We start from the raw sequence: 20,151 nt of genomic DNA on the forward strand, positions 1-20,151 counted from the left end.
GTCGTACTCCTCATCAAACAAAGCAAATTACTTAAAGTTTATTGAAACTGTTGCGCAATGGCAATGATTTGTATCAACAGCATCAGGGTCTTGAACGCACAAAAACGCATGAGCGAGGCCAGAAAGCAAGGATTAGCAGCAATTCCCATTCATAATCGCGCCCTTTCACGCCTGCCGCAGACGTGAAAGGCGGGCCAATAGCCTGTTGCGCAAGGCGCACAAAATTTCCAAAACCACATGGGCGAGCCGGTTTTTAATTAAAAACGATTCTTGTTTGGTGTACACTCCCGCCCATCGACGCGATTGATGCCGCGCGCATCAGCCCAGTCATCCAGATCATCGTGGGAGACATCGGGGCAGCCAGCCTTGATGTCGTTTAGCTAGCCAGTGGTTCCGGCGTGCCGGTTCCAGTTAGCCAAGCTTTTTTTGCCAGGGGCGCTCTCCAGAGCGCCCTTTGTCGTTTCTGGGCGTCATATCCGGGCGCAGCGTTTTCCCACTTCTCCACTTCTCTTTTCCCGGAACGATTCCATGCGCCTGTCCGCTCCATCCCGCTCTCTGCCCGTGGCGCCCTGCTTTTCTGCACCGTTTGCCACTGCGGGCCGCGCTCATTCCCGGCAGGAGCAAGCCACGCCAGCCAGCAAGCCCCAGCGCGAAGTGGCGCGAAAAGCGCGGTTTCGGAAGCTCTTGTGGCGCACAAATCCTCGTTGGTCACTACACCCCTCTGCGGTTTGCGTCTTGCGCTCATTGCGACCGGCTCCCTTTTCTCTCGCAGCCAGACCTTGAACCTGTTCTGAAATTCAAAAACTTCCGAATTGGCTGTGCCAGATATTGCGCCAGCGCCTTTTCAATACGTCACGCTGGCACCCTGCGGCGTCGGCATGCCTATGTGAAATCACGCATCCATAGACGGCAAATTGCAGAAGCCGGCCCGCCTGATGTTATCGTCACTCTTTTTCAACCCCAGGAAAAGGCCATGAAAAAACTACTGACCGCAGCGTTGCTTGCTCCATTGACCGCTTTCGCACACGGCATCTGGATCAGCCCGCATTACGGCGAGATGGGCATCGTCTATGGCATGGGCTATGCCGACGACGCCTACGCGCCGCAGAAAGTGCGCTTTGTCAAAGGCTATACCACAAACTTCAAGCCAGCCAGCGTGGGAATAAAAGCCCATGAAAAGCACAGCACCGTGCAGGCTGCCGCCGATGCCGCCGTTCTCACCGCATTTTTCGATAACGGCTATTGGGAAAAAGACCCGAATGGCAAATGGAAGGAAGTGGAAAAAAGCGCCATCAGCAAACCTGCCGATACATCCACCTCGCTCAAATACAACATTACCCTTCTGAAGCCATATCAGGGCCGCATGCAGCCTTTTGACCTGCCCGTGCAAATCATTCCCGGCATTGACCCTTCCACGCTGAAGCAGGGCGAATCACTGCCCGTGACTGTTTATGTCGAAGGCAAGCCGCAGGCGGGCATAGAAATCACCGCTGATTACATCAATGATTTCGCCAACCGCGTGAAAACAGATGAAAAGGGGCAGGCCGTTCTGACTGTGCGCAACGCAGGCCATAATGTGGTGGCCGCGCTGATCAATCACCCCACGCCGCAAAATGAACACGCGCATTTGCAGCGCAATGTCGCCACTTTGTCTTTCAAATCGGCCAAATAATCTTCTTCGACTGTGAGAACGCCATGCTCCCGTGGCGTTTTCGCTCCCCCGCCATTTCAGTTCATTCGCCAGGCAAGCAGGCGATGAATGAGTGGCGCGCGGGGCCGGTTTTATAGCGCTGAAAGAGCAGGCATCTTGCTCCTTTATCCATAGCATAGGGTCTTAGTGGAATTTGCGCTAGACGGCATTTAGACCCCGCCAAATTTGCTCCTGTTTTTGCGCCCTCTCAGCCTGCGGACTGCCTGAGGGCGTCAGTGGAGAAGCATCACTGCCCCATCACCAGCGGCACGCCTGCAAAGGGCTTGCCCACGGTTTCAGGGAAAGTTTCTTCGTCAAAGACGATGTCGCCATTTTCGTCGGCCACGCCGGTGGTTTTCAGGTTTTTGAAGTCAAACAGGCTGGCATCCATCAAATGCGATGGAACGGCGTTTTGCAGCGCGGTGAACATGGTTTCCAGGCGGCCCGGGTATTTTTTATCCCATTCGCGCAGCATTTGGCCGACCATTTTGCGCTGCATGTTTTCCTGGCTGCCGCACAAATTGCAGGGAATAATGGGAAACTGCCGGTGCTCGGCCCAGCGGATCAAATCATTTTCAGCCACATAGGCCAATGGGCGGACCACGATGAATTCGCCATTATCACTGGTGAGTTTGGGCGGCATGCCCTTGAGTTTGCCGCCGAAAAACATGTTCAGGAAAAAGGTTTGCAGCATGTCGTCGCGGTGGTGGCCCAGCGCGATTTTGTTGCAGCCCAGGCGGCGCGCCACGCTGTAGAGAATGCCCCGGCGCAGGCGCGAACACAGGCTGCAAGTGGTTTTGCCCTCGGGAATTTTGGCTTTGACGATGCTGTAGGTGTCTTGCGCTTCAATATGGAAAGGCACGCCCGCCTGCGTGAGATAGGCGGGCAATACTTCTTCGGGAAAACCGGGCTGCTTCTGGTCCAGATTGACGGCCACCAGCTCAAATGGCACGGGCGCGCGCTGGCGCAGTTTCATCAGAATATCGAGCAGGCCGTAGCTGTCTTTGCCGCCTGACATGCAAACCATGACGCGGTCGCCTTTTTCAATCATGTTGAAATCGCCGATGGCCTGGCCTACCTGGCGGCAAAGGCGTTTTTCGAGCTTGTTGGCTTCAAAAGCCTGTTTGTCGTGGGAATTCATTTTGTCCTTGTGCATGAAAACGGATTGAAACGGGGCGGGCGAATATAGCGAAAAAGCCTTTTTGCCGTAACGGGCGGCGCATTGCCGCTGCCTACCACTGCCCCGTTTGCATGCGCAGCGCCACTTCGCAGTCGTCAAAAATTTCGAGTTTGGCGATTTTCACGCGCACGCCCAGCACGCCGGGCAGCATCAGCAGGCGCTGGCTGAGCTTGCCAATCAGCGTCTCCAGCAGGTTCACATGCTCGGCGGTGCATTCGTCAATGATGATTTGGCGCACCTTGCGGTAGTCGAGCACGTGGGTGATGTCGTCGTCTTGCGGGCGCAAGGGCTGGGGGCCGAGGTTGAGTTCGGCATCCACCTGAATGGGCTGGGGCGTGTTGATTTCATGCGCCAGGATGCCCAGGCTGGCGGCAAAGCGCAGCCCGGTGAGCGTGAGCAGGCGCTGGCCCATATCAGGCCGCGCAGCAGGCGGGGCGGCGAATGAAACGGCGGATGAAGCGCCAGCAGAAACAGGCGCTGCGCCCATCATGGAAAAGTCCCGCTCGAAGGGCATGAGGTGCTGCCCGCCATCAACCAGCAGCGTGGCGCCCGTGATGGCCGGCGTTGTCAGCACGAAGGCCACGGCGGCGGCCACGTCTTGCGGCGTGGACGACTTGCCCAGCGGGCTTTGCGCGTGCAGCCGCTCAAACGCCGCTTCGCTGGGCATGAGGTGGCTGCTCAGCGTCAGCCCCGGCGCAATGGCCGCCACGCGCACGCGCGGCGCCAGCGCCTGCGCCAGCAAGGTGGTGGCCGCATGCAGGGCCGCCTTGCTCAAGGTGTAGCTCAGAAAGTCGGGATTGGGGTTGAAGAGCTTCTGATCCAGCAAATTGACTACGCAGCCCGCCGCCGCAGGCGCCTGGCGCCCGGCCAGATGGGCGGCCAGCGCCTGCGCCAGCAGCACGGGCGCCGCCGCGTTCACCTGCATGTGCGCGCGCAGCAGCGCGGGGGCAAACGTGGCGGCGTCGTCAAACTCGAACAGCGCGGCGCTGTTCACCACGGCGTCCACCCGCCCGAAATGCGCCGCCACGCGCGGCACCAGGGCGCGCGCGGCGGCCTCATCGGCCAGATCGGCCTCAAACACCGCGCCGCCGCATTCGGCTGCCGTGGCCTGCGCCTCGGCCTGCGAGCGATGACAGTGAACGGCCACCCGCCAGCCCGCGCGGGCCAGATGCAGGGCAATGGCGCGGCCCAGACGGCGGCCCGCGCCGGTGACGAGAACAACGGCTTGATTAACGGCTGGATTCATTGGGCTGATTGTGCGGGGCGAGCCGCTGCGCCAGCGGCGGCCTGATGAATGACTGAGTGCGGGAACGCCTGTTCCGGGGATACGGGCAACCCCATCCAGCGCGTCCCAGCCGCGCCATTCGGGTTTGTGAAAAGAAATGCCCTGCGCAATTTCCCAAAGCTCGAATTTCAGATCGCCATGTTCAGACTGTTTAATCTGCCCATAAACAAGGCAATGCCCATCTACTGTTTTAGCGGCGATGAGCCGGTATTCTTCTCCGCCTGATCCGCCGCCTGCTTCACGGCTGATTTCATCTTCAAATCTGCGATTTTCCAAAACGCAGCGCTGCGACAGCCCGGCAGGGCAAACGCAAGCCAGCCGCACAGAAACCATAATTGTGTTTCACAGCCTGTCTTTTCCAGGCGGGCCAAAAACAGGCCATTGGCGTGCTTTTATTCATCGCCATACCCGTTTCCGGTATGCCAGGGCATTCGGCCAATGATTGGAGCATACAAACAAATATGGCGTATATAAGAACATATCAGCCTGTGCAGCACATGAGGAAATGGCGCGCGCATCACGTGAAAGAGTTTGCTCATGATCTGGCCATGAAGGACGAAAGCGCGGATCGGGATCGGAAATGGGGATGGGCCGCAAGGTGTAAATCGCAAACAGGCCTTACTGCTGCTGCCCAGCGAGGATTTGCAAGGCCGCAGAGCGCCCGATTCCGCGCTTTTCGCTCCCACGGACAGATTGTGAACAGGTTCTAAAATGCTCGTACGGCGAACCTCCTGCGCTGCTTCAGCTGCGAGCCAATCCCGGGCAGCGGGCCGAAGGCCATTCCGGCCGCATGAAACGCTCGTTTTGATATGACATTAACAACACAAATAGCGTATAAGCGACTATCGGCACAATAGGCAGGCATAAAATCAGCCGCAGCAGCGGCCACAGGCATCCGGCAGGTTTCTCGTGCTGATTTTCTTCGCCTTCTTGTCCGGCATATATATCTTCCTTGTTCATGATTTCGTTCTTGAGAAAATTCGCCCATGATTTCATATTGCTTGATCTGATATTTTGAAATGATCTTTCCCAATGACTGAAAACAATCCCCTGCAAGAGCTGATTGCCAGGCGCATCGCCGCCGCTGGCGGCTGGCTGCCGTTTGATGAATTCATGCGTCTGGCGCTTTACGCGCCGGGCCTGGGTTATTACGCGCGGGGCGCGCGCACGTTCGGGCTGGGGCCGGGCGATGGGAGCGATTTCGTGACCGCGCCGGAGCTTTCGCCCCTGTTTGGCCGCGCGCTGGCGGCGCAGGTGGCGCAGGCATTTGATGAAACGGGCGCGAGAGAAGTCTGGGAATTTGGCGCGGGCAGCGGGGCGCTGGCGGCCAGTCTGCTGGCGGAGCTGGAGCGGCTGGGGCGGCCCGCGCAGCGCTATGTGATCGTGGACATTTCCTCCACCTTGCGCGCGCGCCAGCAGCAGCGCCTGGCCGCCTGGCCGCAGGTGCAATGGGCCAGCGCACTGCCGCAGGCGCTGCGCGGCGTGGTCATTGGCAATGAGGTGCTGGATGCCATGCCCGTCAAGCTGCTGGCGCGCCTGGGGGGGCGCTGGCACGAGCGCGGCGTGGCGCTCGCGCCAGCGCCCTGCATGCCCAAAACGCCGGAAACGCCCGTGAACAGGGCGCAGGCAGCTATCAAAACAAAAGCGAGCGCCATGCCGGGCGGCCCTTTCTTCGTCTGGCAAGACCGTCCCACAAACCTGCGCCCGCCTGTGGAACCCGAGGAAATGGACGTCAGCGAAAGCGAGCGCGGCATGGCGGCGGATGTGGTGACGGAAATCCACCCCCAGGCGCAGGCCTTCATCGCCACCGTGGCCGAGCGGCTGCGCGCGGGCGGCGCGGGCGCGGCGTTCTTCATTGACTACGGCTTTCCCGAAGCCGAGTACTACCACCCACAGCGCCGCAGCGGCACGCTGGCCTGCCACCGCGCGCACCGCATGGACGGCGACCCGCTCAGCGCCGTGGGCGAGAAGGACATCACCGCTCATATCGACTTCACCGCCGCCGCACTGGCCGCGCAGGATGCGGGGCTGCATGTGCTGGGCTATACCTCGCAGGCGCATTTCCTCATCAATTGCAGCCTGCCCGCGCTGATGGAGCAGGCCAGCCTGCCCGAGCGCGCCGCCGCCATGAAGTTGCTGGCCGAGCATGAGATGGGCGAACTGTTCAAGGTGCTGGGCCTGGCCACCCGCGAGTGGCCCGCGCTGGGCTTTGCTGCAGGCGACCGCACGCACCGGCTTTGAAGAAGGCGCGTTTTCCCCTTCTCCTCCTTCAGCGACGGCGTGCGGCCATGTCCATCTGGCCCGAATCGGGCGTGCTCAGGCGGCATGGGTGCGTTCCTGCAGGCCTATCCAAAGTCTGTCCGTGGGCGCGAAAAGCACAGACTCCGGCGCTCTTGGACCTTGCGAACGCTTCACCGGGCCGCAGGCGGACAGTCAGGCCCGTTTGCGGTTTGCGCTCCTCCCGGCCAGGCTCTGAACAGATTCCGGGAGAGCAGCAGGCTGAAATAGACGCACAAATATCGCTCCTGAATTCATAGCTTTAGGTCCTGGTGAATATTGCGCTACCAGGCATTTTTGCCACCTGAATTTGCTCCTGTTTTCAATAAGACTGGGCGAAGCCGCGCCCGGCAAGGGTCGCCAGACTGCAACCTCTGCCGCGCCGCCACGCGCGCCGCCACATCTCTCCATGTGTCTCTCCACTTGCACACGTTGCGAGGCGCGCATGTATTTTTTTTGCCTTTTAGATTGACATGCCATGTCAAAAACCGACATACTATGCCCGTTACGGGCCGCAACCGCCGCCTGCGCCAACCCTGAGGAGAGGAGAAAACGAATGACCTTGCTGGAGCAACTGAGCAACCTGGACGCGCTCACGTCCGTGCTGATGGGCGGCGCTGCCGTGCAGCTGCAGCCCATTGCTGGCGATGTGCCGGTGGTGCAAGTCAGCATTGAGGGGCGCGAGGAGCTGCCCATCTTCATCACCTGCTCTGACAGTCAGCTTCTGTGCCTGTGCTATCTGTGGACGGAAGCCGACATCCGCCCCGACCGCCGCGCCGAGCTGCTGGAGGCGCTGCTGGAGCTGAACCCGGCGGTGCCTCTGTCGTCTTTTGGCCGCGTAGGCGGGCGCTACGTGCTCACAGGCGCGCTGGCCCGCGCGGCCCGCGCAGAAGACGTGGCCAATGAAGTGGCCGTGCTCTCCGACAACGCGCTGGACGCCCTGGGCGCGCTGGCCGACTACCTGAACTGACCCACCCGATCCGGCCACACCGGAAACCGCCCTGGAAAGGAGAAAACCCATGTCCGTCATCAAGAAACTCGTCACACTGCTGCGCGGCAGCGCCCGCGAACTGGGCCAGAGCATGGTCGATGCGAACGCCACCCGCATCTACGAGCAGGAAATCACCGACGCCAAAGCCAGCATCGGCCAGGCCAAAACCGAGCTGACCGGCGTGATGGCCCAGCAAATGCAAACCGCGCGCGAAATCGAGCGCATCAAGGCCGACGTTTTGCGCCACGAAAACATGGCCCTGCAAGCGCTGGACAAGCAAAAAGACGATCTGGCGCTGGAAGTGGCCGCCCGCGTGGCCGCGCTGGAAGCCGAGCTGCAAGCGCAAACCGAGGCGCACGCCGCCTACGCGCTGCAAGTCAGCCGCCTCAAAGACCTTATCCGCAGCGCCGAAGCCCGCGTGCGCGAGCACGAGCGCGAAATCGGCATCGCCAAAACCACCGAAAGCGTCTATCGCGCCACGCAAAGCATCTCCGAGAGCATGGGCGCCAGCGGCTCGAAGCTGACCAGCGCGCGCGAATCGCTGGAGCGCATCCGAAAGCGCCATGAGGAGCTGGCCGACCGCATGGCCGCCGCCGAAGAGCTGGACGCCGAATTCGGCCACCGCGCGCTGGAGCGCAAGCTGGCCGAAGCAGGCATCGGCGAAGACCCGAAAGTCAAGGCGCAAGACGTGATGGCCCGCCTGCGCGCGCGCCGCGCCAGCCTGGCCCTGCCCGCCCCCGGCGCGGCCGGCCCCGCAGACGCCGGAGCCAGCGCCGCATGAGCGCCGCCCCGAAAAGCGCCCCGCCAGTGCAAAAGCCCCCGCGCTGGCAGGGCAACGAACAGGCGCTGCGGGCCGTGCAAGTGGCGTTTGACGTGGAAGAGGCCGTGATGGAAGCCATCCGCGTGGCCGCCTTTCACGGCAACGTCTCCACCTCCACGCAAATCCGCCAGGTGCTGGGCCTGCCCGTGCCCGCCCGCCCCAAGCGCCCGCGCCTGACCGTCACCCTCAGCGAGAGCGACTACGCTCTGCTGGCCAGCCGCTACGGCCTGAAGCCGGACGACCGCCTGGGCATCAAGGAAAAAGCCACGCGCGAGCTGATGGCGTTCGTGCCGCCCCAAATGCCCCAAATGGCGAAACCCGGCGAAAAGAGCGGTTCATGAAGCGGCCAAGCGCCCGGCCTTTTTTCAGCGCCTGCTCTCTGAACGGCTTTTCAGGCCCCAATCAGCGTTTTGTCCTAGTGAAACCTGCGCAGGCCGCTATCGTTTCGAGAGCGTACGACAGCTTAGGCGGCCCAGCGGCTGCGGCGGCTTGCCTGCCTTGATTTCGGCATTACGCATTACATTTCGCAGCGTCATTCAACATCTTTTAGCCAATGTCTTCCCTGTTTGCCGCCCTGACCTCGTTTCCCGCCGTCGTCTATACCGTGCTGCTGGGCGTGGTGCTGGTTTACTGGCTGCTGGCGATCATCGGGCTGGTGGATTTCGAGGCGGGCGCGGATGTGGACATTGGCGCAGACGCGGCAGATGCGGGCGATGCGGGCGATATCGGCGATGCAGGCGATGGCGGGCCGGAGGGCCTGAGCGGCCTGGCCGCCTGGCTGGTGGCGTTCGGGCTGAACGGAGTGCCGTTTTCCATTGTCGTGAGCCTGCTGGCGCTGGTGGGCTGGTTTCTGACCGGCATGGCCAGCCTGACGCTGCTGCCGCTCGTGCCTGACGCCCTGCGCTGGGCGGCGGGCGCGGGCGTGCTGCTGGCGGCGGCGGCGCTGTCCATCGTGATTGCCGCGCAGCTGGTGCGGCCCATGCGCGGGCTGTTCGTCACGCATCGCGCCATCAGCAATGCCGCTCTGGTGGGGCAGGTGTGCAAGGTGCTCACGGGCGTGGTGGACGAGCGCCAGGGCCGCGCCGAGGTGGCGCAGCGCGGCGCGGGCATCAACATCCGCGTCTGGGCGCCCGCCCCCAACAGCCTGCGGCGCGGCGACGCGGCGCTGATTACCGAATACGACCCCGCCCGCCAGCGCTACCGCATTGACGCGCTGCCGCCCGATCACGCCTGATTTCTTTCCTTTTTCTTCCACCCGCGGCCCCCGGCCTTTTCCGCATCCAGAGTCCGTCATGACCGAATCCACCCTGCTCATCCTTTTTGCCATCGGCGCGCTTGCCGTCCTCATCCTGGGCGCGTTCGCCATGTTCGCCAAGTTCTACCGCAAGGTAGAGCAAGGCACGGCCATGATCGTCAATACGCTGCGGGCCGCGCCGGAAGTCACGTTCACGGGGCGCATGGTCTATCCCGTCATCCACAAGGCGGAGCTGATGGACATTTCGCTCAAGACCATCGACATCGACCGCTCCGGCGACCAGGGCCTGATCTGCCAGGACAACATCCGCGCCGACATCAAGGTGAAATTCTTCGTGCGCGTGAACCAGACCAGCGAAGACGTGCTGCGCGTGGCGCAGGGCATCGGCTGCGCGCGCGCATCCAACCAGCAGACGCTGGAAGACCTGTTTTCCGCCAAGTTCTCCGAGGCGCTCAAAACCGTGGGCAAGTCGCTGGACTTCGTGGACCTGTACCAGGCGCGCGACCGCTTCCGCGACAAGATCATTGAGCAAATCGGCGACGACCTCTCCGGCTACGTGCTGGAAGACGCCGCCATTGACTATCTGGAGCAAACCCCGCTGGCCAAGCTGGACGCCACCAACATCCTTGACGCGCAGGGCATCAAGAAAATCACCGAGCTGACAGCGGTCGAACACGTCGTGACCAACGAGCTGCGCCGCAACGAGGAAATGCAGATCAAGAAAAAAGACGTGGAAACGCAAGAAGCCCTGCTGGAGCTGGAGCGCCAGCAGGCCGACGCCACCGCCCGCCAAAAGCGCGAAGTGGCCGCCGTGCAGGCCCGCGAAGAAGCCGAAACCGCCAAGATTCGCGCCGAAGAGCAGACCCGCGCCGATCTGGCCCGCCTGCAAGCCGAGCAGCAAGTGGCCGTGCAGCAGGAAAACGTGCAGCGCGAAAAGGAAGTGGCCGAAAACAACCGCAAGCGCGCCGTCGTCATCGAGCAAGAGCGCGTGACCCGCGCCAAAGACCTGGAAGTGGTGGCCCGCGAAAAAGAAGTGACCTTGCAGCGCATCGACGCTGACCGCGCCGTCGAATTGCAGAAAAAGGCCATTGCCGACGTGATTCGCGAGCGCATCGTGGTCGAGCGCACCGTGGCCGAACAGGAAGAAGCCATCAAGGAAGTGCGCGAAGTGGCCGAAGCCGACCGCACCGCCAAGGCCACCGTCATCACCGCAGAAGCCGCTGCGCAGGAAAAGCTGGTCATGGAAGTCAAGGCCGCCGAAGCGCAAGAGCGCCGCGCGCGCCACAAGGCCGCCGAAGAGCTGCTGCTGGCCGATGCCCGCCTGAAAGTGGCCGAGCGCGAAGCCGAAGCCAAAAAGCGCGAAGCCGAAGGCGTGGAAGCCCTCAGCGCCGCCCCCGGCCTGGCCGAAGCCAAAGTGCAAATGGCCGCCGCCAGCGCCCATCTGGCGCAAATGGAAGCCGAGGCCAGCGGCACGGAAAAAGTGGGCCGCGCCCAGGCGCAAGTGACCGAAGCGCAGGCGCAAGCCGAAGCTGTGGGCCTGCGCGCCCGCATGCAGGCCGAGGCCGATGGCAAGGAAAAAATCGGCCAGGCCGAGGCCAACGTGCGCACCGTCGAAGCCGAAGCCCTCACCCGCACGGGCGACGCCGAAGCGCACAACATCGACGTGAAATTCAGCGCCGAAGCGCGCGGCCTGAAAGAAAAATTCGAGGCCATGAAGGCCATGAGCGCCGAAACCCGCGAGCACGAGGAATACCGCATGCGGCTGGAGCGCGCCCACATCGAGGCCATGAGCGCCATCGAAGCGCAAACCCGCATTGCCAAAGAGCAGGCCCAGGTGCTGGGCACGGCGCTGGGCAAGGCCAACATCGACATCGTCGGCGGCGACGCGGCCTACTTCGACAGCTTTGTCAAATCACTTTCCGTGGGCAAAGGCATCGACAGCGCCATCGCCAAGAGCCAGACGCTGCAAACCGCCTTCAAAGACCAGCTCGAAGGCAAGCGCGACGTGCTGGAAGACCTCAAGCAGCTTCTGGGCGCCGCCGGCCAGTCATCCAGCCAGCTGCAAAGCCTGGGCGTGACGGCGCTGCTCACCAAGATAGCCACCCAGGGCAGCGACGCCGAAAAAGACGCCTTGCGCACCCTGCTGGGCAGCCTGAACCGCCAGAGCTGACCGCCGCTGGCGGCAGGCCGGGCGCCGTCCGGGCGCAGGCCGTGAAGCAGGCAGTGAACGGGCTGAAGGAATGGCTTATTTAGCTCCTTTAACCATAGCATGAGGTCCTAGTGGAATCTGCGCAAAGCAGCATTCCAGGCCCTCATATTTGCTCCTGTTTTCAAAGCCGCCGGGCAGGCAGCGCCGGCCTTGGGAGCCTGTTTGGCGTTTGGCCGTGAGGGGGCGCAGATCATGAGCAGGTTCTGAAGCCCGCTTGGCCAGGCCGTGGGCCGGGCCTACTTGCGGCGCTGGCCCGCGCGCGGGTGTGCGGCGTCGTACGCCTGCGCCAGATGCTGAAAGTCCAGCCGCGTATAGACCTGCGTGGCGGCGATGCTGGCGTGGCCCATGATTTCCTGCACGCCGCGCAAGTCCTGGCTTGATTGCAGCAGATGGCTGGCAAAGCAGTGGCGCAGCATGTGCGGGTGCAGGCTGGCGGATGCGCCCGTGAGAGCGCCCCGGCGCTTGATGCGCAGCTGCACCGAGCGCACGCTCAAGCGCGTGCCGTGGCGGCCCAGAAAAAGGGCGCGCGCGGCATCTTCGCTGGCGGGGGCGACTTGCCCGCGCACAGCCAGCCAGCGGCGCAGCGCCTCAACGGCCTTGCGGCCCAGCGGCACGCTGCGGCGCTTGCCGCCCTTGCCCAGCACCTGCACTTCAGCGGCGGACAGATCAATCCAGCCCTGGCCGCCTTGCCAGGCCGCGTCGCTGGCGGCCACGTTCAGGCCGGTGAGTTCGCTCACGCGCAGGCCGCAGCCGTAGAGCAGCTCGAAGATGGCGGCGTCGCGCGCCTCGTGCCAGGGGCTGTCTTGCGGCACGCTGGCATCGGCCAGACGCACGGTTTCATCCACCGGCAAGGCTTTGGGCAAGAGGCGCTCGCGGCGCGGCAGGCGCAGGCCCTGCGCGGGGTTGGCGTCCGCCAGCCCATTGCGGCCCAGCCAGGCGTAAAAGCCGCGCCAGCCCGAGAGGATGAGCGCCATGCCGCGCGGGCTGCGCCCGGCCGTGCGCATGCGGGTCACCCAGGAGCGGATCTGCGCATGCCGCACGCGCGGCAGCGGCGTGCCCGCCTGGGCGGCGCTGTCGCCCAGCAGGCGCAAGGCGGCGGCGTATGCCTTCAGGCTGTTGTCGGCCAGGCGCTTTTCGTGGCGCAGATGGTCAAGGTAGCGGGCAATGAGGTCGGCATCGGCTGACATGGCGTCTGGCGCTCCCGAATCAGGAGCGAATTTCAAGTATCCAAAACGGCTGAAGTCCTTTGTGAACGGGCGCTGCAACTATCAATAGAGGAGCGAAATCAGCCCTCTTTTCCGCTTGCCTGCATGCGCCTGTAGCTGGCGTAAACCGGCGAGGTCCAGAGCCGCAGCAGGCTGCGCAGGTGCCAGGCCAGATGGCGGCCGCTGCGGTGGCTGGCGCGCTGGGCGGCGTGAATGACGCTGGCGCCGCCGGCGCGGGCCAGCCGCCAGCCCGCCAGTTGCAGGCGCAGGCAGAAATCCACGTCTTCGCCATACATGAAGTAGCGCGTGTCAAAGCCGCCCAGCTCGCGCCAGGCTTGCGCGCGCACCAGCCAGAAAGCGGCGTTGCTCCAGTCAGGCGCGGCATCCGGCCCGGGCTGCCCGGGCGCCGTGCCGCAGCGCAGCCCCAGGCGGCGGCGCGCCTGCCACCACGCGCGCGCGGCAATGGAGGCGGGCGTGGGCAGCAGGCGTTCGTGGTCTTGCGGCAGGCCATCGGCGCCCAGCTGGCGGGGCCACACGCACCCGGTCTGCGGCTGGGCCAGCGCCTGCATCAGGGCGGGCCAGGGGTTGCCAAGCAGGGTGACGTCAGGGTTGAGCACGGCGAAAGCGGCCTGCGCGCCAGCGGCCTGAGCAGCTTGTGTGGCCCAGAAAGGCTCGGCATGGCGGGCGAAGGCCTGGTTGTGATTGGCTCCAAAGCCCTGCGGCCGGGCATTGGCCTGCACCACCAGATCAAACGGCCAGGACTGCCGCCCCGCAGCGGCCAGTTCCGGTTCCGGCAAATTGAGGGTGAGCACCACGCGCATAGGCAGCGGCGGCTGCATCTGGCTTGCCTGGTCTATCTGGCGCAGCAGGGCCAGCGCCTGCTCGCCGTGGCCGTGGCTGACGATGGAAACCACCAGCATGCGGGGGCGCTCCGCCGCTTTCAGGCAAACGTTTCAGCCTGGGCCAGCGTGGGGGCCGCGCGGTCTTTTTCCGACAGCAGCGGCTCGGCGATGCCATGCGCGGCCAGGGGCCAGTCCACGCCGATGGCCGGATCGTTCCAGGCCACGCCGCGCTCATGCTCCGGCGCGTAGTAATCCGTGGTTTTGTAGAGGAAGTCGGCGGTGTCGGACAGCACCACGAAGCCGTGCGCGAAGCCCGGCGGCAGCCACAGCTGGCGGTGGTTGTCTTCGCTCAGCTCCACGCCCACCCATTGGCCGAAGGCGGGAGAGCTTTTGCGCATGTCCACCGCCACGTCAAACACCGCGCCACGCACCACGCGCACCAGCTTGCCCTGCGGCTGCCGGATCTGGTAGTGCAGCCCGCGCAAAACGCCCTTGCGGCTGCGGCTGTGGTTGTCCTGAACGAAGCGGACATCCAGGCCCGTGGCCTGGGCGAAAGCGCGGTGGTTGTAGCTTTCGGAGAAAAAGCCGCGCGCGTCGCCAAACACGCGCGGCTCCAGAACGAGCACGCCCTCAAGGGCGGTGGGAATGACTTTCATGGCGGGCTTTCAGGGTAAGAGCCGGTTCACAAGAGCTGTCAGCAGTTTGCGCCTTGCAGCCCATCATCACTGGGCCGCGCTTTCGCCCTTCATGGTCAGATCATGAACAGGCTCCAAGACGCGGATGCCGTCCGGCAGGTAGCGGCGGTATTTTTGCAGCGCGGCCTGCAAGGCGGCGGGCGGCAATTCATATTGATAGTGGCCATTGGCCGCGCCCGTGCGGCGCGCGCCGAAGTTTTCATGAAAGCGCCAGACGCTGGCGTTTTCCTGCCGCACTTCAAACCAGGCGGAATCAAAGCCCAGCCAGAGCGCGTAGTGATAGACCATGAGCGCCGATTCGATGCCGCAGCGGGCAGGCAAGCCAGGCAGCAGCAGCCACGATCCCCAGCAAAAGGCCGTGCCGCGCGCGTCATACAGGCGCACCGTACCCAGCGGCGCGCCGTTTTGCCCATCGGCAATGACGAAATACGCCTGCCCCTGGCTGCCTGCATAGCGGCGCAGCCAGTCCGCCTGCGCCTGCACTTGCGGCGGCACGGCGGAGAGATGGCGGGCGCGCACAGGGTCGCTGCGCAGGGTATGGATGAAGGGGGCGTCAGCCTCGCAGGCGTCGCGCAAAAGCAGCGTGCGGCCTTGCACGCAGCGCGCTTTGCGAATGACGGGCAGTGCGGTCATGGCGCTTTCTCCGGCAGCAGGCAGGCCACGCGCAGCTCGTCCACGCGGAATTCGCCCTGGCCTTCCAGCGGATCCAGCCGCAACTCCGGCTCCAGCCCTTCAGGGCTTTCGATCACGAATTCAATCAGGGCGGCGCGCTCGCGGCTGGCCGCATAGGGCTTGCGCACGGAACGGCCTTCTTCAAATCCGGCCTGCCCGCGCAGGCGGTAGAAAAGCTGCGCCACACCGCTTTGGCCAGCGCGCAGCAGGGCCTGCACGCCCAGCACGCGGCATGCCGCAGCGCGGTCTGCGGGCATGGCCAGCAGCAGCTGCGCGTCGCCCAGCCCTTGCAGCCAGCCATCTTCCAGCTGCCGCGCCTGCTGCCACTGCATTTGCCCAGGCTCCAGGCGCAGCATTTCGTGCCCAAAGCCATCCCGCCCGGCAATGGGCAAATAGCGCACGAAAGAAGCGCCCACGCGCCGCGCATGCAAATAGGCGCGCGTGAAGTCGGTGATGCCCACGGCGTCAAACCCCGGGCACAGCACGGGCTGGCCGCTGCCCAGCTGGCGGGCCAGGCAGCGAATTTCACCAGCGCGAAAGGCCGAGGCGCTGCGGTAGTAGGCCGCCACGTCAAAAACGCCGCGCGCGGCTGCCAACGCCAGCGCCGCCAGCAGCAGCGCCGCCAGCGCGCGCGCGGCGCGGCGGCGCAAGGCCACGGCCAGCGTGGCCGCCAGCCAGGGCGGCAAAAGCGTGGCCCAGAAGAAATGAAAACGCCCATACGCCAAGCGGAACAGGGCCGCAGCGCCCTGCTCGTCAGCGCCGCGCAGCCCCGCGCGCCCCAGGCTTACCAGCGCCAGATAGGCCAGCACCACAGCCAGCAGGGGCAGCCAGACTAGCGTCAGCCGCCTGCGCCGCGCCCCGCCAGCCGCCCAGACGCCCCGCAAGGCGAAAGCAGCAGCGGCCAGCAGCGCCAGCGCCAGCAGCGCCACCCAGGCCGCCTCCAGCGCCAGCGATTCAAAACCGTGTCCGCTGGCGCGCCCCAGCTTGCCCGCCATGAACCACCAGAAATCGCCCTCGTGCGGCCAGGTCAGGCGCATGGACTGGCCCAGGCTGTCCGCCCCGGACCTGCGCGTCAGGCCCATCTGCAACGCCGTGGTCAGCAGCCCCGCCAGGGCCAGCGCCGCGCCGCCGCTCATGCCGCGCGCGCGCAGCGCCTGCGGTGGCATGCGCCAGGCAAGCAGCCACCAGCCGCCGCCCATGACCAAAGCGCCCACAGCACCCGACACGTAGGAAAGCCCTGCCAGCAGCCCCAGAGCCAGCACGCCCGCCAGCCGCCAGCCGCCAGCTGCCGCATTGGGCCGGGCGCGGCCAAAGTTCAGCCAGGCCGCCCCCAGCAGCGCCAGCAGGGGCAGGGCCTGGTGATAGGCCAGGTTCTGTTCGCCCCAGTAGCTGCCGGACTGGAGCATGAACACCGTGAAGGCGAACGCCAGCGCCTGCCAGACCGGCTGGCGCAGCGCCCAGCCCAGCAGCCGCCATTGCAGCCAGAGCAGGCCGCCCAGCACGCCCAGCATGGAAAGCGTCTGATACGGCAGCGGGTTGCCGCCCAGCCAGCGCTGGGCCAGGGCGTCCAGCGCCAGCCCCACGGGCGCGATGGTGTTGTTGGCAGCTTCAAACAGGCGCGCCGGGGCAAGCGAAGTGGTTTGCTCCGTGTTGTAGGCCCGCCAGTCGTCCAGAAACGGCAGATCCGTGCCCCAGCGCAGCCAGGCCAATACATTGGCGGCCAGCATGAATAGCGGCAGCGCCACGCAGGCGCGCGGCAGGGCCTGGCGCAGGCGGGCAAGGCAGTCAGTGCCGGACATGGGGTGTGAATATCCAGCGCTGCAAAACGAACATGAACGGCGCAACCGCCAGCGCAGCCGCCAGCGGCGCAGCCCACTGCGGGCCATGCAGCGCAGCCACCCAGGCCTGCACCACGGCCAGCCCCAGCCCCAGCTGCAGCAAATGGCTGGCCGCCACCCACAGCAGCGAAAAAGGCCGCCCCGGCCGCGCGAACACGGCGTGGCGCAGCAATGCAAACGACAGGGCAATGCCCGCCACGAATGCCAGCACATAGGCCGTGCGGTAATCCATCGCCTGCAGCAGGGCCAGATACAGCGCGTAGCTCGCCAGCGTGTTCAGCCCGCCAGCCAGCAAGTAGCGGACGCTTTCGCCAGCCAGGCGCGCCGCGCCCTCGCCCGCTTTCATGCCAACTCCTTTGCCAGCGCGAGAAATTCGCCGTAGTCGCGGATGTAGTCCGCCGGGTCGTAGGGCAGCGATGCCAGCACAAGCAGCATGGCCCCTTCGGAATAGCGGTACTGCGTGCCCCACACCATGGGAGGCAGATGCAGGCCCAGGCCGGGGCTGTCCAGGCAGAACTCTTCGCGCTGGCGGCCATCGTCCACCCGCACGCGCACGGAGCCTTTGACGGCCATGAGGAACTGCTCGCACTGGCGGTGCGCGTGCTCGCCGCGCACTTCCGCATTGGGCACGTTGTAGATGAGAAAGCTGCGCCGAACGACGAAAGGCAGATCGCGCCCCAGCTCGGCAGCGCACAGGTCGCCCCGCATGTCTTGCACTTCGCGCAGCCGGTGCAGGCGCACGCCCCGCACGACGCTGGCCAGCGCGCCGCCGCGCGCCGCAGGTGGCGCCTGCCAGTGCGCGGGCGTGTCCACATAGCCAGCGATGGTGGCCGCTTGCGCCTGCACGATGGCGCGCGGCGGTACGTGGCGCGTGACGACGGCCCCCGCTTCGATGCGCGCCTGCGCCCCCACGCGCACGCCAGCAGCAACCACCGCACCTTCACCCACCCGCGCGCCCGCGCCAATCACCGCGCCTTCGCCCACGCAGGCCGCAGCGGCCAGCGCGCAGCCTGCTTCCAGCACGGCTCCAGCGGCGGCCACGGCCAGCGGCCCCGCGCTCACGCCCTGCTCCACGCGGGCCAGGGCCAGTTGCGCGCTGGGATGGATGTTTGCCATGCTCTCAAAACCTTTGCACGCGCAGCGCCAGCGCCTGCGGGCGCTGCTTGGTGTTTTCATAGGCGCGCCAGGCGTATGCGCCAACGATGCCCAGGCTCAGGAGATTGAGCGCGCCGAAAAAAAGAATGACGATCAGCGTCATCGCATAGCCGGGCACGTCAATCCAGCCCATCAAGCGGCCCACGATGGCCGCGCCGCCCAGCGCCAGCGCCACCAGCACGCCCAGCCCTCCGGCGCGCACCAGCAGGCGCAGGGGCAAGTCGGAGAAGGCAAACACGCTGTCAGCCAGATAGGCCACTTTCTTGCGCCACGTCCAGGCCGACTGGCCGTGGCGGCGCGGCAGGCGCACATAGGGCACGCCAGCGCGCCTGAAACCCAGCCAGAAAATCTGCGCGATGAGCGAGCTGCGGCGCTCTTGCAGCGCCAGCAGGGCATCGCGGAATGCGCGGTTGCACGCGAACACATCCACGCCTCCTGGCGGCATATCGGCCACCACGTAGCGGCGGTACAGCGTCCAGAACAGCTGCGACTGCCAGCGCTGCCACCATGGGTCGTGCCGCATGGCGCGCTCGGCGATCACCACATCCGCCTGGTCTTGCTCCAGCAAGGCGAGCATTTGCAGCGCCAGCTCTGGCGGCTCTTGCAGGTCAGCCGCCATCACGGCGAAGAAGTCGCCCGCCGCCAGCTCCAGCCCCATGCGCACGGCGGCAAATGCGCCGAAGTTGCGCGTGAGCAGAACCAGCGTGGCCCGCAGGCCCGTGGCGGGCAGGCGCTCTTGCAAGATGGCATAGCTGCGGTCGGGGCTGCCATCTACCACCAGCACCACTTCCAGCGATCCGGCAAGCTGGCCGTTCATGTCTTGCAGCGCCGCCAGCAGATCAGGCAGCGACTCCTCGTTTTTGTAAACGGGCACGATCAGGCTCAGCATGCGCCCCCCTGGCTGAAAAAGGCCCGAACCGCTTCTGTCACGCGCCCGATTTGCGCTGGCGACAAGGCCGGGTGGCACGGCAGCGAAATCACTTCAGCGCATGCCGCCTCCGTCACAGGCAGGGCAAACGCGCTTTCAGCGCGGCGCACCGGCTGGCGATGGTCGGCGATGGGGTAGTGAACTTCGCAGCCCACGCCCTGCGCCAGCAGATGGGCGCGCAAGGCATCGCGCCGGGGCGTGCGCAACACGTACAAATGGGCCACGTGGCTTTCATCCAGCCTGGACGGGCAGCGCACAGGCAGCCCGGCAAAGGCTGCGTTGTAGTGCACAGCCACAGCGCGGCGGGCAGCATTGGCAGCGTCCAGATGCGGTAATTTGGCCAGCAGCACGGCAGCCTGCAATTCGTCCAGGCGGCTGTTCATGCCGCCGGACAATGCCACTTCATATTTGCGCTGCTGCCAGCCGTATTGCCGCAAGGCGCGCAGCCGCTGGGCCAGTGCGCCGTCAGAAGTGGTCAGCGCCCCGCCATCGCCCACGGCGCCCAGGTTTTTGGTGGGATAGAAGCTGAAGCACGCCACATTGGCCCATGCGCCTGCCTTGCGCCCGCCCAGAATCGCGCCGTGGGCCTGCGCCGCGTCTTCCACCAGCGGCACGCGCGCCTGGGCGCACAGGGCCGCCAGCGCGGGCATGTCCGCCATCCGCCCGTAAAGGTGCGTGGCGATGACGGCGGCGGGCTTGTCTGCCCCGCGCAGCGCTTGCGCCAGCGCGGCGGGCGCAAGAGTCAGGCTGTCTTCATCCACTTCCACGTACTGCGGCGCAGCGCCTGTCTGGGCAATGGCCGTGCTGGCGTAGTAACCCGCATTGGCCGCCGCCGCCACGCGCTGGCCTGGCCCCACGCCCAGCGCGCGCAGTGCCAGCGTCAGCGCATCCGTGCCGTTGGCCACGCCGATGGCATGCGCCGCGCCCACGTAGTCGGCAAAGGCGGTCTCGAAGGCACGCACCTGTGGGCCAAGCACGAATTGCCCCTGCTCCAGCACGCGCTGAATGCAGGCGCTCAAATCAAGGCCAAAGGCAGCCCCTTGCGCCGTGAAGAAAGGCACGGCATCCGGCGTAGCGGGCGGCGGGCAATGCATGGTGGCGAGCCGCTT

At 65.1% G+C, this 20,151-nt stretch carries 20 protein-coding genes and 1 pseudogene; 7 read left to right on the forward strand and 14 right to left on the reverse strand.

All coding sequences use genetic code 11. The annotated features are described in order from the left end of the window. The first annotated feature begins 454 nt into the window (after nt 1–454). Complete coding sequence (locus tag QB898_RS11035; protein ID WP_279524996.1) at nt 455–1,672, forward strand: DUF4198 domain-containing protein; 1,218 nt, start codon at nt 455–457, stop codon at nt 1,670–1,672. Between the two features lie 265 nt (nt 1,673–1,937). On the opposite strand, the gene ttcA is transcribed toward QB898_RS11035, so the two are convergent. The 5 genes and pseudogenes from ttcA to QB898_RS11060 all read right to left on the reverse strand — a co-directional run bounded on the left by ttcA (nt 1,938) and on the right by QB898_RS11060 (nt 5,115). Continuing rightward, nucleotides 1,938–2,831 carry a tRNA 2-thiocytidine(32) synthetase TtcA gene (gene ttcA / locus QB898_RS11040; RefSeq protein ID WP_279524997.1) on the reverse strand — a complete coding sequence of 298 codons (894 nt, stop codon included), beginning with the start codon at nt 2,829–2,831 and terminating at the stop codon, nt 1,938–1,940. Nucleotides 2,832–2,922: 91 nt separating this feature from the next. Continuing rightward, nucleotides 2,923–3,360, reverse strand: a complete 438-nt coding sequence (locus tag QB898_RS11045) for a dihydroneopterin aldolase (protein ID WP_346429810.1) — start codon at nt 3,358–3,360, stop codon at nt 2,923–2,925. Then, nucleotides 3,355–4,116: pseudogene (locus QB898_RS11050) on the reverse strand (SDR family oxidoreductase); the annotation flags it as partial. The pseudogene QB898_RS11050 and the gene QB898_RS11045, both read right to left, overlap by 6 nt. A gap of 221 nt (nt 4,117–4,337) precedes the next feature. After that, entirely contained in the window at nt 4,338–4,526 is a 189-nt protein-coding gene (locus tag QB898_RS11055; protein WP_279524998.1) for a hypothetical protein, read from the reverse strand. A 370-nt stretch (nt 4,527–4,896) separates the two neighbouring features. Beyond that, nucleotides 4,897–5,115, reverse strand: coding sequence for a hypothetical protein (locus tag QB898_RS11060; RefSeq protein ID WP_279524999.1), 219 nt, complete (start codon nt 5,113–5,115; stop codon nt 4,897–4,899). Between the two features lie 72 nt (nt 5,116–5,187). On the opposite strand from QB898_RS11060, the gene QB898_RS11065 reads away from it, so the two are divergent. The 6 genes from QB898_RS11065 to QB898_RS11090 all read left to right on the forward strand — a co-directional run bounded on the left by QB898_RS11065 (nt 5,188) and on the right by QB898_RS11090 (nt 11,668). Then, nucleotides 5,188–6,396: a class I SAM-dependent methyltransferase gene (locus QB898_RS11065; RefSeq protein ID WP_279525000.1), complete on the forward strand. Its 1,209-nt coding sequence runs from the start codon at nt 5,188–5,190 to the stop codon at nt 6,394–6,396. Between the two features lie 592 nt (nt 6,397–6,988). After that, nucleotides 6,989–7,402, forward strand: a complete 414-nt coding sequence (locus QB898_RS11070) for a DUF2170 family protein (protein WP_102283302.1) — start codon at nt 6,989–6,991, stop codon at nt 7,400–7,402. Between the two features lie 49 nt (nt 7,403–7,451). Continuing rightward, the gene (locus QB898_RS11075) at nt 7,452–8,204 is read left to right on the forward strand and encodes a PspA/IM30 family protein (RefSeq protein ID WP_279525001.1); all 753 of its coding nucleotides are present in this window, start codon (nt 7,452–7,454) and stop codon (nt 8,202–8,204) included. Further along, nucleotides 8,201–8,584 carry a hypothetical protein gene (locus tag QB898_RS11080; RefSeq protein ID WP_102283304.1) on the forward strand — a complete coding sequence of 128 codons (384 nt, stop codon included), beginning with the start codon at nt 8,201–8,203 and terminating at the stop codon, nt 8,582–8,584. The genes QB898_RS11075 and QB898_RS11080 overlap by 4 nt, the downstream gene beginning before the upstream one ends. Nucleotides 8,585–8,796: 212 nt before the next feature. Then, nucleotides 8,797–9,477 (forward strand): ubiquinone biosynthesis protein, encoded by a 681-nt coding sequence (locus QB898_RS11085; RefSeq protein WP_279525002.1) that lies wholly within the window; start codon nt 8,797–8,799, stop codon nt 9,475–9,477. Between the two features lie 58 nt (nt 9,478–9,535). Then, nucleotides 9,536–11,668: a hypothetical protein gene (locus QB898_RS11090; RefSeq protein ID WP_279525003.1), complete on the forward strand. Its 2,133-nt coding sequence runs from the start codon at nt 9,536–9,538 to the stop codon at nt 11,666–11,668. Nucleotides 11,669–11,943: 275 nt separating this feature from the next. Here the strand turns inward: QB898_RS11090 and QB898_RS11095 are convergent, their stop codons facing one another. The 9 genes from QB898_RS11095 to QB898_RS11135 form a co-directional block, all read right to left on the reverse strand. Further along, nucleotides 11,944–12,894: a tyrosine recombinase XerC gene (locus tag QB898_RS11095; protein ID WP_102283306.1), complete on the reverse strand. Its 951-nt coding sequence runs from the start codon at nt 12,892–12,894 to the stop codon at nt 11,944–11,946. Nucleotides 12,895–12,992: 98 nt separating this feature from the next. Next, nucleotides 12,993–13,832, reverse strand: coding sequence for a glycosyltransferase family 2 protein (locus QB898_RS11100; RefSeq protein ID WP_279525004.1), 840 nt, complete (start codon nt 13,830–13,832; stop codon nt 12,993–12,995). 20 nt (nt 13,833–13,852) lie between these two features. Further along, nucleotides 13,853–14,410: a dTDP-4-dehydrorhamnose 3,5-epimerase gene (rfbC, locus tag QB898_RS11105; protein ID WP_279525005.1), complete on the reverse strand. Its 558-nt coding sequence runs from the start codon at nt 14,408–14,410 to the stop codon at nt 13,853–13,855. Between the two features lie 66 nt (nt 14,411–14,476). Continuing rightward, nucleotides 14,477–15,082 carry a GNAT family N-acetyltransferase gene (locus QB898_RS11110; protein ID WP_279525006.1) on the reverse strand — a complete coding sequence of 202 codons (606 nt, stop codon included), beginning with the start codon at nt 15,080–15,082 and terminating at the stop codon, nt 14,477–14,479. Further along, on the reverse strand, nt 15,079–16,920 hold the full coding sequence (locus QB898_RS11115) for a hypothetical protein (protein ID WP_279525007.1): 1,842 nt from the start codon (nt 16,918–16,920) through the stop codon (nt 15,079–15,081). The genes QB898_RS11110 and QB898_RS11115 overlap by 4 nt, the downstream gene beginning before the upstream one ends. Beyond that, nucleotides 16,907–17,305: a GtrA family protein gene (locus QB898_RS11120; RefSeq protein ID WP_279525008.1), complete on the reverse strand. Its 399-nt coding sequence runs from the start codon at nt 17,303–17,305 to the stop codon at nt 16,907–16,909. The genes QB898_RS11115 and QB898_RS11120 overlap by 14 nt, the downstream gene beginning before the upstream one ends. Then, nucleotides 17,302–18,075 carry a WxcM-like domain-containing protein gene (locus QB898_RS11125; RefSeq protein ID WP_279525009.1) on the reverse strand — a complete coding sequence of 258 codons (774 nt, stop codon included), beginning with the start codon at nt 18,073–18,075 and terminating at the stop codon, nt 17,302–17,304. Before QB898_RS11125 ends, QB898_RS11120 begins: the two co-directional genes overlap by 4 nt. 4 nt (nt 18,076–18,079) lie before the next feature. After that, nucleotides 18,080–19,003: a glycosyltransferase family 2 protein gene (locus QB898_RS11130; RefSeq protein ID WP_279525010.1), complete on the reverse strand. Its 924-nt coding sequence runs from the start codon at nt 19,001–19,003 to the stop codon at nt 18,080–18,082. Then, nucleotides 18,997–20,136: a DegT/DnrJ/EryC1/StrS family aminotransferase gene (locus QB898_RS11135; RefSeq protein WP_279525011.1), complete on the reverse strand. Its 1,140-nt coding sequence runs from the start codon at nt 20,134–20,136 to the stop codon at nt 18,997–18,999. The genes QB898_RS11130 and QB898_RS11135 overlap by 7 nt, the downstream gene beginning before the upstream one ends. Between the last annotated feature and the right edge of the window lie 15 nt (nt 20,137–20,151).

The sequence above is a fragment of the Ottowia cancrivicina genome, assembly GCF_029813755.1.
Classification (GTDB): Bacteria; Pseudomonadota; Gammaproteobacteria; order Burkholderiales; family Burkholderiaceae_C; genus Ottowia; species Ottowia massiliensis.

What these genes read in the sequence shown, in the direction of transcription:
- ttcA (WP_279524997.1), bottom strand. Translation starts at nt 2,831, where the DNA reads ATGAATTCCCACGACAAACAGGCTTTTGAAGCCAACAAGCTCGAAAAA.
- QB898_RS11045 (WP_346429810.1), bottom strand. Translation starts at nt 3,360, where the DNA reads ATGATGGGCGCAGCGCCTGTTTCTGCTGGCGCTTCATCCGCCGTTTCA.
- QB898_RS11060 (WP_279524999.1), bottom strand. Translation starts at nt 5,115, where the DNA reads ATGAACAAGGAAGATATATATGCCGGACAAGAAGGCGAAGAAAATCAG.
- QB898_RS11065 (WP_279525000.1), top strand. Translation starts at nt 5,188, where the DNA reads ATGACTGAAAACAATCCCCTGCAAGAGCTGATTGCCAGGCGCATCGCC.
- QB898_RS11070 (WP_102283302.1), top strand. Translation starts at nt 6,989, where the DNA reads ATGACCTTGCTGGAGCAACTGAGCAACCTGGACGCGCTCACGTCCGTG.
- QB898_RS11075 (WP_279525001.1), top strand. Translation starts at nt 7,452, where the DNA reads ATGTCCGTCATCAAGAAACTCGTCACACTGCTGCGCGGCAGCGCCCGC.
- QB898_RS11080 (WP_102283304.1), top strand. Translation starts at nt 8,201, where the DNA reads ATGAGCGCCGCCCCGAAAAGCGCCCCGCCAGTGCAAAAGCCCCCGCGC.
- QB898_RS11085 (WP_279525002.1), top strand. Translation starts at nt 8,797, where the DNA reads ATGTCTTCCCTGTTTGCCGCCCTGACCTCGTTTCCCGCCGTCGTCTAT.
- QB898_RS11090 (WP_279525003.1), top strand. Translation starts at nt 9,536, where the DNA reads ATGACCGAATCCACCCTGCTCATCCTTTTTGCCATCGGCGCGCTTGCC.
- QB898_RS11095 (WP_102283306.1), bottom strand. Translation starts at nt 12,894, where the DNA reads ATGTCAGCCGATGCCGACCTCATTGCCCGCTACCTTGACCATCTGCGC.
- QB898_RS11100 (WP_279525004.1), bottom strand. Translation starts at nt 13,832, where the DNA reads ATGCTGGTGGTTTCCATCGTCAGCCACGGCCACGGCGAGCAGGCGCTG.
- rfbC (WP_279525005.1), bottom strand. Translation starts at nt 14,410, where the DNA reads ATGAAAGTCATTCCCACCGCCCTTGAGGGCGTGCTCGTTCTGGAGCCG.
- QB898_RS11110 (WP_279525006.1), bottom strand. Translation starts at nt 15,082, where the DNA reads ATGACCGCACTGCCCGTCATTCGCAAAGCGCGCTGCGTGCAAGGCCGC.
- QB898_RS11115 (WP_279525007.1), bottom strand. Translation starts at nt 16,920, where the DNA reads ATGTCCGGCACTGACTGCCTTGCCCGCCTGCGCCAGGCCCTGCCGCGC.
- QB898_RS11120 (WP_279525008.1), bottom strand. Translation starts at nt 17,305, where the DNA reads ATGAAAGCGGGCGAGGGCGCGGCGCGCCTGGCTGGCGAAAGCGTCCGC.
- QB898_RS11125 (WP_279525009.1), bottom strand. Translation starts at nt 18,075, where the DNA reads ATGGCAAACATCCATCCCAGCGCGCAACTGGCCCTGGCCCGCGTGGAG.
- QB898_RS11130 (WP_279525010.1), bottom strand. Translation starts at nt 19,003, where the DNA reads ATGCTGAGCCTGATCGTGCCCGTTTACAAAAACGAGGAGTCGCTGCCT.
- QB898_RS11135 (WP_279525011.1), bottom strand. Translation starts at nt 20,136, where the DNA reads ATGCATTGCCCGCCGCCCGCTACGCCGGATGCCGTGCCTTTCTTCACG.